Genomic DNA, 11,847 nt, shown 5'->3' on the forward strand with positions numbered 1-11,847 from the left:
TCGACGGCGACTCGTCGCTGCACGACGTGCCCCTCGACGCGACACCCGGCCCGTGGGGTGCCGTGGTGCGGCAGCTGTCGATACGGCCCGGCGACTGCGCCGCGTGGGCGGCCATCCCGCACCTGGCCGCCGCGGCCGAGGAGTGGACGGATACGCTGCCCACAAGGTGGGACGAGCTCGGGGAGCCGTTCCCGCGGTGGCTCATGGAGTCCGCCCTCGAGGTGTGCCAGTCGCGCGGTGCCGTGGGCAGGAGGTCCGACCACGACGTGCTCGTGCATGCCGATCTGCACTACGCGAACCTGCTGCCGTCGTCGCCCGGGCAGCTGCTGCACTTCACGGCGATCGATCCGAAACCGGTGCTCGGGGACGCGGAGTACGCGGTGGCCCCGATGCTGTGGAACCGCCTCGACGAGCTCGACGCGGGTGATCCCGCCGGGCACCTCCGGGCGCACGGCACCGCCCTGGCCGTCGCCGCGGGGCTGGATGCGGAGCTGGCCCACGGCTGGACGGTGGTCCGGGAGGTGCGGAACGCGCTGTTCTACCTCGGGCAGGGCCTGGCCGGGGACGCGCAGCGCTCGCTCTGGGTGGCGAGCTCGGTCCTGGGGCGGACGCTGGACGGGCTGCCGCCGGTCAGCGGTCTACCCGCCCTGTAGCCCGAGCATCGGCCTGACGTTCTCCACCCACACGTCGTAGCCGAGCTTGAGGATCAGCGCCCCGACGACGGCGAGGAACACCACGCGGATGAACCTGCTCCCCTGGCTGATGGCCATGCGGGATCCGGTGTAGCCGCCGGCCATGTTCGCAACGCCGAGCAGCAGTCCGAGTCCCCAGAGGATGGACCCGTTGGGGAGGAAGAACATGAGCGCCCCGAAGTTGGTGGCCATGTTCACGATCTTCGCCTTCGCGCTGGCGCCGAGGAAGTCGTACCCGAGCAGCGTGACCATCGCGATGATGAGGAAGGACCCGGTGCCGGGGCCGATCAGCCCGTCGTAGAAGCCGATCACGAGGCCGATCGCGCCGGCCGTCCCGTAGTGCCGTGCCCCCTGGTGGCGCAGCTGCGTGAGCGTCCCCACCGAGGGCCTGAGGGCCGTGAACACCGCGACGGCGATGAGCGCCACCACGATGATCGGCTTGAACACCGACGACGGCAGGGAGGCGGCGAGGATCGCGCCGCCGAAGCTCCCCACGAGGGCGATCCCCGCCATGGGCAGGGCGGTGCGAAGATCCGGGTGGGCGCGGCGGTAGTACGTGACGGCGCTCGTCGTCGTGCCGAAGATGGACCCCAGCTTGTTGGTTGCGAGGGCCTCCACGGGCGCGATGCCGGGCACGAGGAGGAGGGCGGGCAGCTGCAGCAGCCCTCCTCCCCCGACGACCGCGTCCACCCAGCCGGCGGCGAACCCCGCGACGAGGACCAGCAGGATCGTGGCGAGGTGCAGTTCCTCGAGCCCGGACACCACCGAGGCCTAGTGCGCGGTGAGTTCGCGCAGCAGCGCGACGGCCTCGTCCACGGCGACGTCCTGCGCCTCGCCCGTCCGGCGGTCCTTGACCTCGAGCAGGCCGTCCGCGAGCCCGCGGCCGACGACGACGATGGTGGGCACGCCGATGAGCTCGGCGTCGCCGAACTTGACGCCCGGGGAGACCTTGGGGCGGTCGTCGTAGAGCACGGTCAGTCCGGCCGCCTCCAGATCGCCGGCGAGCTTCTCGGCCGCCTCGAACACCTCGGCGCCCTTGCCGGTCGCGACGATATGCACGTCGGCGGGTGCGACGTTGCGGGGCCAGATGATGCCCGCATCGTCGTGGTTCGATTCGGCGAGGGCCGCGATGGCGCGGGTCACGCCGACGCCGTACGAGCCCATGGTCACCGTGGCGAGCTTGCCGTTCCGGTCCAGGACCTTGAGCCCGAGAGCGTCCGCGTACTTGCGGCCGAGCTGGAAGATGTGGCCCATCTCGATGCCGCGGGCGGCGATGAGCGGTCCTGATCCGTCGGGTGCCTCGTCGCCCTCGCGCACCTCGACGGCCTCGACGATCCCGTCCCAGCTGAAGTCCCGACCGGCCACGAGGCCGAAGACGTGCCGGCCCTGCTCGTTGGCGCCCGTGATCCACGAGGTGCCGCTGACCACGCGGGGGTCCACGAGGTAGCGCAGGCCGGTGGAGCCCTCGAGGCCGAGGACGGGGGCGTCGAGCGCGAGCCCCGGGCCGATGTAGCCCTTGACGAGGCCCGGGTGCTTCCTGAGGTCCTCCTCGCCGGCGGCCTCCACGGCCACTTCGCCGCCCGTCTCGAGGTGGCCGGCGATGTTCGCCTCGATGCGCTTGAGGTCCACGGTGCGGTCCCCGGGTACGCCGACGACGACGATCTCGCGCTCGCCGGTGGGCAGCACGGCCGCGAGGACGACGTTCTTGAGCGTGTCCGCGGCGGTCCACGCGCGGTCGGCCCGCGCCGCTGCGGCGTTCGCGTGGTCCACGAGGGTGTCGATGGTCGGGGTGTCCGGGGTGTCGCGGACCTCCGCTGCGGGCGCACCGGTGAAGTCGACGGCGTCGGGCACCACGGTGGTGACGGCCTCCACGTTGGCGGTGTAGCCGCCCGCGGAGCGCACGAAGGTGTCCTCACCGATGGGCGTCGGGTGGAGGAACTCCTCGCTCTTCGAGCCGCCCATGGCACCGGCGGTCGCGGTCACGGGGACCACCTCGAGTCCGAGGCGCTCGAAGATGCGCAGGTAGGCGCCGCGGTGCAGCTGGTAGCTCGCCTCGAGGCCCTCGTCGTCGATGTCGAAGGAGTAGGAGTCCTTCATGATGAACTCGCGGCCGCGGAGCAGGCCCGCGCGGGGCCGTGCCTCGTCGCGGTACTTGGTCTGGATCTGGAACAGGCTCACGGGCAGGTCCTTGTACGAGGTGTACAGGTCCTTCACGAGCAGCGTGAACATCTCCTCGTGCGTGGGCGCGAGGAGGTAGTCGGCGCCCTTGCGGTCCTTGAGGCGGAAGATGCCGTCGCCGTACTCGGTCCACCGGTTCGTCGCCTCGTAGGGCTCCTTGGGCAGCAGCGCGGGGAAGTGGACCTCCTGGGCGCCGATGGCCTCCATCTCCTCGCGGATGATCGCCTCGACCCGGGCGAGGACCTTCAGTCCCAGCGGCAGCCAGCTGTAGATGCCGGGCGCCGCACGCCGGATGTAGCCGGCACGCACCAGCAGGCGGTGGCTCGCGACTTCGGCGTCGGCTGGATCTTCCCGCAGGGTGCGGAGGAAAAGGGTCGAGAGTCGTAAGACCACGCGGGTGTCCGTTCGTTTCTATCGCGCACCGGGATCGTGCGCTGCCGTTCACGCTCCCGCCGTCCGGCGGGAGACAACAGGTACCAATCTAGCGGGTCGGCGCCGCCGTGCCCGGCCGCCCGGGTCCTCAGAAGAGGATGGTCGCGAAGGTGTCCACCTGTTCGAACCCCACGCGCTTGTACGCGGCGATGGCGCGGGCGTTGTAGGAGTTGACGTAGAGGCTCACCGTGGGCGCGAGGGCGCGGGCGGCCGCGACGACGCCCGCCATGTACGCGGCGCTCAGTCCCCTGCCGCGATGATCCGGGTTCATCCAGACGCCCTGCACCTGCACGACCTGGGAGGACACCGTGCCGAGCTCGGCCTTGAAGATCACCTGGCCGGCGTCGTCGAAGGCTGCCAGGGAGTGCTTGCGGCCGATGAGCGAGGCGACGCGGCGGCGGTAGTGTTCCGACCCGCCGATGAACGGCGAGTAGCCCACCTCCTCCTCGAACATGGCCGCGCACGCGGGCAGCAGCCGGTCGAGCTCCTCGGGCCGTGTGAAGCGGAGATCGTTCGCCGGAGCGATGAGGGGGTCCGCGTCGATGGCCATGAGCGGCTGCGTGGGGCGGACGTCGAACGGTTCGGCGCTGTAGTCCTCGAAGGTGGACCACAGATCCATCACGCCCGCGGAGAGGCCGAAGATCGATGAGAAGGAACGCCCGGAGCGCCCGAGGTGGTCGCCGAAGATGGCGCCGGTCTCGTCCGTCACCCCGACCGGCACGAGGTTCACGCCCGCCCAGCAGGCGGCGCGCAGCTCGTGGTGGCGGAACATGCCGATGATCTCCCCGCCCGAGAAGGACGGCGCGGCGCTGCCCATCGACTCGAGGTGGGAGGCGACGAACACGTTGGCCACGGGATCGTCGTCGACGATGGTCCAGAGGTCCCGGGTGTCCTCCTCGCCGAGCACGCGGAAGGACCAGGGTCCCTCGGGGTCGGGCTGCGACCTAGCTGACGGTAACCATGGGGCCACCCTGGCCAGCAGTTTCGCCATCGGACTCACCCATTTCCTCTGCGAGCCGCATGGCTTCCTCGATGAGCGTCTCCACGATCTGGTCCTCGGGCACGGTCTTGATGACCTCGCCGCGCACGAAGATCTGGCCCTTGCCGTTGCCGGAGGCGACGCCGAGATCGGCCTCGCGTGCCTCGCCCGGCCCGTTGACGACGCAGCCCATGACGGCCACCCGCAGCGGTACCTCCATGCCCTCGAGGCCGGCGGTGACCTCCTCGGCGAGGGTGTAGACATCGACCTGGGCCCTGCCGCAGGAGGGGCAGGAGACGATCTCGAGCTTGCGGGGGCGGAGGTTGAGCGACTGCAGGATCTGGTTGCCCACCTTGATCTCCTCGACCGGCGGGGCGGAGAGGGACACGCGGATGGTGTCGCCGATGCCCTTGGAGAGCAGGGCGCCGAAGGCCGTGGCGGACTTGATGGTGCCCTGGAAGGCGGGCCCGGCCTCCGTGACCCCGAGGTGCAGGGGCCAGTCGCCGCGCTCGGCCAGGAGCTCGTAGGCACGCACCATGATCACCGGGTCGTTGTGCTTCACGGAGATCTTGAAGTCGTGGAAGTCGTGCTCCTCGAAGAGGGACGCCTCCCAGACCGCGGACTCGACGAGTGCCTCGGGGGTGGCCTTGCCGTACTTCTGCATGAGGCGCGGGTCGAGGGAGCCGGCGTTGACGCCGATGCGGATCGAGGTGCCGGCGGCCTTCGCCGCATCGGCGATCTGCTTGACCTGGTCGTCGAACTTGCGGATGTTGCCCGGGTTCACGCGGACAGCGGCGCACCCGGCGTCGATCGCCGCGAACACGTACTTCGGCTGGAAGTGGATGTCGGCGATGACCGGGATCTGCGACTTCCTCGCGATGATCGGCAGGGCCGCGGCGTCATCGGCCGAGGGGCAGGCCACCCGGACGATGTCGCAGCCGGTGGCCGTCAACTCGGCGATCTGCTGGAGCGTCGCGTTGATGTCCGTGGTCGGCGTCGTGGTCATCGACTGGATGCTGATCGGCGAGTCCGACCCGACGCCCACCGAGCCGACCTTGATCTGGCGGGTCTTGCGCCGGGGCGCGAGGACCGGCGGCGGCGCTGCGGGCATTCCTAGGTTGACCGAGGTCAATGGTTCCTCCATGCTGGCGGCCTTGACCGCGCGTCTGACGAGTTCGTTTTTTTCATTATCCACCCGCCCCGGCGGTCCGGGGCGCGGTGGCGATGCACGTCACACGTGGTCGCGGAATGCCCCGATGATGGGTTTCCATTCGGTGGTCTTCACCGCCGAGATCGCTCCCGCGACGGCGAAGGGGTCCTGGCCGACCAGCCGGCTGAGGTCCGACTCGTTCTCCGAGGTGAACAGCAGGAGTGCTCCGCTGCCGTCGGCGAAGGGCCCGGACGCGAGGACACGGCCCTGGCCGACGAGCTCCTCGAGCCACTGCCGGTGTGCGGGTCGGTGCTGTGCGCGCAGGTCGTCGTGGTCGGGGTTGTACACGTACTCGACGGCGAAGATGCTCATGGAATCACCCTACGTGAGTCACAGCAGGTACACCTTGACGAGGGTCGCGACACCCGCGGCCCACAGCATGGAGGTCAGGGTGCCGATGATGAAGCGCTCCGACGCGGCCGGCGTCTCCTTCAGCTCGGCGTAACGGCCGAGGGCCTTGACGGCCACCACGTAGGCGATGGCGACCGGCTGGCCGCCCAGGATGGCGACGGTCACCGCGAGGCGCTCGAGCACGCCGATGACGAGTCCGCCCCGGAGCACCCCGGGCGGCAGGGCGTCCACGGGCGCCTGCGGGGGCTGGGCGGGCGGTTCGGGGAGGTCGAGCTGCGGCTGATCCGCGGGCTCGGGCAGTTCCTCCCGGCGCCGTTCCGCGGTGTCCACGGAGCGTGCGAGGCGCAGCACGAGCATGGTCACGGGCAGGCCGACGCCGCCCGCCACCACCAGCGCCGCCACGATCCACAGTGCGTCCACCTGACCTCCTCCTGATCTCCCGGTCTCTGCTCCATGTCTACCCCACGGCACCCCCAGGCAGACGCCCGTGGCCTACGCGGCACCTGCATCGGCCCAGGCCAGCAGCCGCGCCGCCGCGGGCCGGACGGCGTGTTCCTCGTGCCAGGCGGCCCGCGCGGCGGCCTTGCTCACGGCCTGCGGGCTGATGCCGAGCGTGCGGGCGACGGCCGTCTGGGTACCACGCTCACCGGGCTGCAGGAGATCGAGGATGCGCCACTCCGCCTCCGAGCGTCCGAGGACGTGCCGGCCGAGCAGCGCGAGCACGCCCTCCGCCTCCGCCGCCGCACGGGCTCCGCCGTCGGGTGCCTCGACAGCCAGTGGTGCCCGCTCCCCCGTCTTCTTGGCGCGCTCGACGGCGCGCCGGGCGGCCACGAAGGCGGACCCGCGGGCCTCGCGCGGGGAGCGCGGGAAGGGCTCCTCCACGCCTCCGATGCCGATGCCGACGTACCAGCCGCCGGAGCGCAGGCAGAGCAGGACGGCGTCGACGACGTCACCGGCGTGGGTCAGGACGCCCTGCGCCTCGTCCCCGACCGAGCGCTCCCAGGGCAGGGCGGCGGGAATCGGGGCGAGGAGGTCCAGCAGGTCCGGAATGCGGTCCGCCGTGCTGCGGCTGCCGGCCTGGTCGATCGTGAGGACGAACATTCATCAACCGTATGAGGTTGAAATCCGAATTACAACCGATCAGCCGAACAGATCGACCGGCTTCACGATGTCGGCGTAGATCAGCAGCACGCCCATGCCCATCAGCAGGATCGCGACGGCGTAGGTGAGCGGCAGGAGCCTGGCCATGTCGAACGGCCCGGGGTCCGGACGCCCGAACAAACGGGCCACGGTGCGCCGCAGGCCCTCCCAGAGCGCCCCCGCGACGTGGCCGCCGTCGAGCGGGAGAAGCGGGATGAGGTTGAACACGAACAGCGCCAGGTTCACGCCGGCCACCAGTCCGATCAGTGTCGCGGCGCGGGACTCCACGGGGATCTCCTCCATCGCGGAGATCTCCCCCGCGATCCGGCCGACGCCCACCACGCTGATGGGCCCCTCGGGATCGCGCGGTGCGTCCGAGAAGGCCGCCTGCCCCACCTCGACGACGCGCTGCGGGAGGTTCAGGACCACCCCGGCCACGCGGGCCAGCGAGTCGCCGACGGCGGGAAGCACGGCGCCCGCGGGCTGCGGCACGAGCTCCTGCGTCGATCCGACGCCGATGAAGCCCACCTCCTGGGTGACGGTGGTGCCCTCGTCGTCGACCTCGGCCGTGCCGTCCGCGGTGGCGACCGGCCGCTCGGTGAGCAGCGGGGTGATGGTGGAGTCGATGGTCTCGCCGTCGCGCACGTAGCTGATGGCGACCTCACGTCCGGCTGCTTCCCTGATCCAGCCGGAGAGCTCATCCCAACCCGTGACGTCCCGGCCGTCGAAGGCGACCACGCGGTCGCCGGGCAGGAGGCCCGCTTCGTACGCCGGCGCGGCGGGATCGTCCGCGCCGCACTCCGTCTGTCCGGTCTCGGCCTGCTGGCTCGCGGGGACCACGCACTCGGAGACGGAGGCGATCGTGGTGGTGGGCTGGGCGGTGCCGAAGCCCATGAGCAGGACGGCGAACAGCACCGTGCCGATCAGGAGGTTCATCAGCGGACCGCCCACCATGATGATGATGCGCTTCCAGATGGGCAGCTTGTAGAAGACACGGTCCTCGTCGCCCGGCTGCAGCTGCTCCGCCGCGGCCTGCCGTGCGTCGTTGGTGAGCTGCTGGAAGACGCCGGTGCTGGACTGGCGCACGGCGGCGTCGCCGGTCGCGGCGGGCGGGAACATGCCCACCATCGAGACGTATCCCCCGGCAGGGATCGCCTTGAGCCCGTACTCGGTCTCGCCGCGGCGACGCGACCAGACGGTGGGCCCGAAGCCCACCATGTACTGCGTGACGCGGACCCGGAACAGCTTCGCGGGCACGAGGTGTCCCACCTCGTGCAGGGCGATCGAGGCGGCGATCCCGACGACGACGACGAGCACCCCGACGATGAACAACAGAACAGTCACAGCTTTTCCTTCTGGATCTCCGATGCCGCTGCCGTTCCGGGCAGCGACTCCCCGAGGCCACAACGGGCCCGGGCACTCGTGCGTGCCCAGCGCTCGGCCTCGAGGACTGCAGCGAGGGTGAGGTGTGCCCCGCCGGCGGCGTCCAGCGCGCGCTGGTCGTCGACGACGGCGGAGACCGTGTCCACGATGTCAGGAAAACCTATGGCTCCCCTGTGAAAGGCCTCCACGGCCTCCTCGTTCGCCGCGTTGAACACGGCCATGCGCGTGCCTCCCTCGGCGGCGGCCCGCTTCGCGAGGGTGATCGCGGGGAACGCCTCCTCGTCCAGGGGTTCGAAGTTCCACTCGGCGGGGCGGCTCCAGTTGCACGCCTTGGCCGATCCCGGCACCCGGAACGGCCAGCCCATGCCGAGGGCTATCGGGAGGCGCATGTCCGGTGGCGAGGCCTGCGCCAACGTGGAGCCGTCGACGAACTGGACCATCGAGTGGATCACGGACTGCGGGTGGACGACGACGTCGATGCGCTCCAGCGGGATGTCGAAGAGCAGATGGGCCTCGATGACCTCGAGGGCCTTGTTGACCATGGACGCGGAGTTGGTGCTGATGACGCGGCCCATGTCCCAGGTGGGGTGGGCGACGGCCTGGGCCGGGGTGACGTGGCGCAGCTGGGAGCGCGTCAGGCCGCGGAAGGGCCCGCCCGAGGCGGTGAGGACGAGACGGTCCACCTCGTCCGCCGTCCCCCCGCGCAGGGCCTGGGCGATCGCCGAGTGCTCCGAGTCGACCGGCACCAGCTGTCCCGGCGCGGCTGCTGCCCGCACGAGGGCTCCCCCGGCGATCAGCGACTCCTTGTTGGCGAGCGCGAGCAGGTGCCCGGCGGCGAGCGCGGCGAGGGTCGGCTCGAGCCCGATGGACCCGGTGATGCCATTGAGGACGACGTCGGCGTCGGGCCAGGCGGCGACGCGCGCCGCGGCATCAGCACCGGCGAAGAGCTGCGGCGCGTAGCCCGAGACACCGGCGGCGTCGGCGGCGGCTCCGATGGCGTGCTCGAGCTCGGCCTCCGTGGCGGAGGCGACACCGACGGCGGGCGCGCGGACGGTGACGGCCTGGCGCGCGAGGAGGTCCAGGTTCCGCCCGCCCGCGCTGAGGCCGGCGACGCTGAAGCGGTCCGGCGCCGCGGCGATGACGTCGAGCGCCTGCGTGCCGATCGAGCCGGTGGAGCCGAGGATGGAGACGCGCCGGTGCTCCCGGGTGGGGTTGCTGAAATCCATGGCCCCAGTATCCCGCAGAGTAGGGGCCGGCACGCCCTCGGCGGCCCCTTCCAGCCCTCTGAGGAGCACCGATAGTGTCGGTGCCGGGTGATGGAATGGGGTATGTCCACCGGATCGGCGCTGCTGGCCCTCGAGGACGCCTACGACGAGGCGACCTGGGGATGGCCCGCGGATGCGGTCGACGAGATCCTCGGTCCACTGGAGGACCTGGGCACCGAGGACGCAGGGACCGACAGCTATCGGCGAGCGCTCATCGAGGAGGCGTCGCCGTCCGGACTGGTGGCCCGCCTGCAGGACGCGCCGATGATCGCCGCTCCCTCCCGCCTCGACGACACGCTCGAGCTGCTGCGCGCGGCCGAGCGCCTTGCGTCCTGGGCGGCCGCCCAGCGGGCGCGGTTGGTCGCGAAGGTCCACATGTTCAGCGATCGCGGGCACCGGACCTGGTCGGACCGGTCGTCCCTCGCGTTCACGGAGACGGTCGTGGAGACCGCGGCACTCCTGAAGCTGTCCGAAGGCGCAGCCGCGCGGCTCGTCTCGGAGTCGCTGACCCTGACGCGTGAGCGGACGAGCACCCTGAAGGCCCTCGAGACCGGCGGGATCTGCCCGGCGCGGGCGTCGGTCATCGTGGAGCAGTCCCGCACCCTTCCCGGCGAGGCCGTGCACGCCTTCGAGGCGGAGATCCTCGAGACGGCGGGCGAGCTGAACCGGCCGAAGCTGACGGCGCGGTGCCGGCGGCTGAGGGAGAAGCTGCATCCGGAGACGCTGACCGCCCGGAGGGTGAGAGCTGCCTCGGACCGGCGTGTCGTGTTCGAGCCGGATCAGGACGGGATGGCGTGGCTGAACGCCTACCTCCCGGCGGAGCAGGCACTCGCCCTCCACACCACGGTGGACGCCGCTGCCCGGAATCTCCGCGCCGCGGACGATCCGCGGACGCTGCCCCAGTTGCGGGCCGATGTCCTGGCGGACCTGCTGCTCGGCACCGGCGGATGCACCCGAGGAAGCACCGGAACGGTTCCCGGCTGCGGCGCGAGCTGCCGTTGCGGAAGCAGCAGCTCCGAGACCGGGCAGGGCCGGTGCCCACGGTCCGCCGCGGCGAAGATCGTCGTCACGGTTCCGGTGTTCTCGCTCATGGGACTCACCGACGAGCCGGCCGAGCTGGAGGGCTACGGTCCCATCCCGGCCGATGCCGCCCGAACGCTGGCCGCAGGCGCCACCTCGTGGTTGCGCCTGCTCACCCACCCCTTCACCGGCGCTGTCCTCGGCCTGGACAGGACCCGGTACCGCCCGAGCGAGGACCTCAGGACCTGGATCGAGCTCCGGAACAGCACCTGCGGCTTCTACGGATGCTCACGGCCCGCCAGTCGCTGCGACCTCGATCACCTGCTCGCCTGGGCCGACGACGGAGCGACCGGCCCGGACAACCTCTTCCCCGCCTGCAAACGACACCACATGCTCAAGCACCGGACGGAGTGGACGCCGAGCCCCGATCCCGGCGGTGGCCTGACCTGGCTGTCGCCGGGCGGCCGTACCTACACCACGCCGCCGGAGCCGCCGCCCGGCGAGCCGGGTACGTCCGCGACGGCCCGGATACTGCAGGGTGTCGGCATCGGACCGGGCGCGAACGGGCAACCCGGGGCCGAGGCACTGCCGCCCTTCTGACGGATACCCGGTCGGCCGCAGCCTGCACAACCTGCGAACGGCTAGGTTCTCGGCTCGTACCGCAGGGCTACCGCGCCGGAGCCGAACTCCTGCCGGTCCATCAGGCGGAGGTCCAGGTGCTGCGACAGGCCGGTGAAGAGCGTAGGGCCATGGCCTGCGATCCGGGGGTGCACCACGAATTCGTACTCGTCGATCAGGCCGAGCTCCGCCAGGGCCAGCGGGAGCGTGACCCCTCCCGTGAACAGTCCCCTGCCCGGTGCCCGCTTGAGCTCCAGCACCGCCTCTGCAAGATCCCCGCGCAGCAGCTCGGCGTTCCAGTCGACACGCTCCAGCGTGCTGGACACCACGTACTTCTTCGCCGCATCGATCGTCCGTGCGAAGGGCTCGGTCCACGCGGGCCCTGCACCCGCGTGCGCCGGACCGCGGAACGCGGCCTCCATCATCCCGTAGGTCACCCGGCCGAACAGGAGGGCATCGGCCCGCTCGAGATTCTCCACGGCGTGCCGGTGCAGCTCCTCGTCCGTCTCAGCCGCACGGTGGTCGCAGCACCCGTCCAGGGTGATGTTGATGGAGTACCTCAGCGGCTGCATCGCCCCA

At 71.1% G+C, this 11,847-nt stretch carries 12 protein-coding genes; 2 read left to right on the plus strand and 10 right to left on the minus strand.

Annotation, left to right across the window (positions count from 1 at the left end; genetic code table 11):
* Positions 1 to 26 precede the first annotated feature (26 nt).
* Positions 27 to 653, plus strand: a complete 627-nt coding sequence (locus AC4D2O_RS15470; RefSeq protein WP_490908235.1) for an aminoglycoside phosphotransferase family protein — start codon at positions 27 to 29, stop codon at positions 651 to 653.
* Here the strand turns inward: AC4D2O_RS15470 and AC4D2O_RS15475 are convergent.
* From AC4D2O_RS15475 to dxr, 9 genes are all read right to left on the minus strand, one after another.
* A complete protein-coding gene (locus AC4D2O_RS15475; RefSeq protein ID WP_490908236.1) occupies positions 639 to 1,457 on the minus strand; it encodes a sulfite exporter TauE/SafE family protein in 819 nt (272 codons plus the stop codon). The two genes, AC4D2O_RS15470 and AC4D2O_RS15475, sit on opposite strands and share 15 nt — an antisense overlap.
* A 6-nt stretch (positions 1,458 to 1,463) precedes the next feature.
* Complete coding sequence (locus AC4D2O_RS15480) at positions 1,464 to 3,263, minus strand: proline--tRNA ligase (protein WP_490908237.1); 1,800 nt, start codon at positions 3,261 to 3,263, stop codon at positions 1,464 to 1,466.
* A gap of 127 nt (positions 3,264 to 3,390) precedes the next feature.
* Positions 3,391 to 4,293, minus strand: coding sequence for a GNAT family N-acetyltransferase (locus tag AC4D2O_RS15485; RefSeq protein WP_490908238.1), 903 nt, complete (start codon positions 4,291 to 4,293; stop codon positions 3,391 to 3,393).
* A complete protein-coding gene (gene ispG, locus AC4D2O_RS15490) occupies positions 4,247 to 5,413 on the minus strand; it encodes a flavodoxin-dependent (E)-4-hydroxy-3-methylbut-2-enyl-diphosphate synthase (protein WP_104179949.1) in 1,167 nt (388 codons plus the stop codon). The genes AC4D2O_RS15485 and ispG overlap by 47 nt, the downstream gene beginning before the upstream one ends.
* A 99-nt stretch (positions 5,414 to 5,512) precedes the next feature.
* Positions 5,513 to 5,803 (minus strand): YciI family protein, encoded by a 291-nt coding sequence (locus tag AC4D2O_RS15495; RefSeq protein WP_490908239.1) that lies wholly within the window; start codon positions 5,801 to 5,803, stop codon positions 5,513 to 5,515.
* Positions 5,804 to 5,821: 18 nt separating this feature from the next.
* Positions 5,822 to 6,262, minus strand: a complete 441-nt coding sequence (locus AC4D2O_RS15500; protein ID WP_490908240.1) for a hypothetical protein — start codon at positions 6,260 to 6,262, stop codon at positions 5,822 to 5,824.
* Between the two features lie 72 nt (positions 6,263 to 6,334).
* Positions 6,335 to 6,943 carry a MarR family transcriptional regulator gene (locus AC4D2O_RS15505; RefSeq protein WP_490908241.1) on the minus strand — a complete coding sequence of 203 codons (609 nt, stop codon included), beginning with the start codon at positions 6,941 to 6,943 and terminating at the stop codon, positions 6,335 to 6,337.
* Positions 6,944 to 6,982: 39 nt separating this feature from the next.
* The gene (locus tag AC4D2O_RS15510; protein WP_490908242.1) at positions 6,983 to 8,326 is read right to left on the minus strand and encodes a M50 family metallopeptidase; all 1,344 of its coding nucleotides are present in this window, start codon (positions 8,324 to 8,326) and stop codon (positions 6,983 to 6,985) included.
* Positions 8,323 to 9,591 carry a 1-deoxy-D-xylulose-5-phosphate reductoisomerase gene (gene dxr / locus AC4D2O_RS15515; RefSeq protein ID WP_490908243.1) on the minus strand — a complete coding sequence of 423 codons (1,269 nt, stop codon included), beginning with the start codon at positions 9,589 to 9,591 and terminating at the stop codon, positions 8,323 to 8,325. Before dxr ends, AC4D2O_RS15510 begins: the two co-directional genes overlap by 4 nt.
* A gap of 102 nt (positions 9,592 to 9,693) precedes the next feature.
* Between dxr and AC4D2O_RS15520 the strand changes: the two genes are divergently transcribed.
* Positions 9,694 to 11,250, plus strand: a complete 1,557-nt coding sequence (locus tag AC4D2O_RS15520) for an HNH endonuclease signature motif containing protein (RefSeq protein ID WP_490908244.1) — start codon at positions 9,694 to 9,696, stop codon at positions 11,248 to 11,250.
* Positions 11,251 to 11,291: 41 nt separating this feature from the next.
* Here AC4D2O_RS15520 and AC4D2O_RS15525 read toward each other — a convergent pair whose 3' ends face one another.
* Positions 11,292 to 11,840, minus strand: coding sequence for a dihydrofolate reductase family protein (locus tag AC4D2O_RS15525; RefSeq protein WP_490908245.1), 549 nt, complete (start codon positions 11,838 to 11,840; stop codon positions 11,292 to 11,294).
* Between the last annotated feature and the right edge of the window lie 7 nt (positions 11,841 to 11,847).

The organism is Arthrobacter sp. TJ-238 (assembly GCF_058269215.1).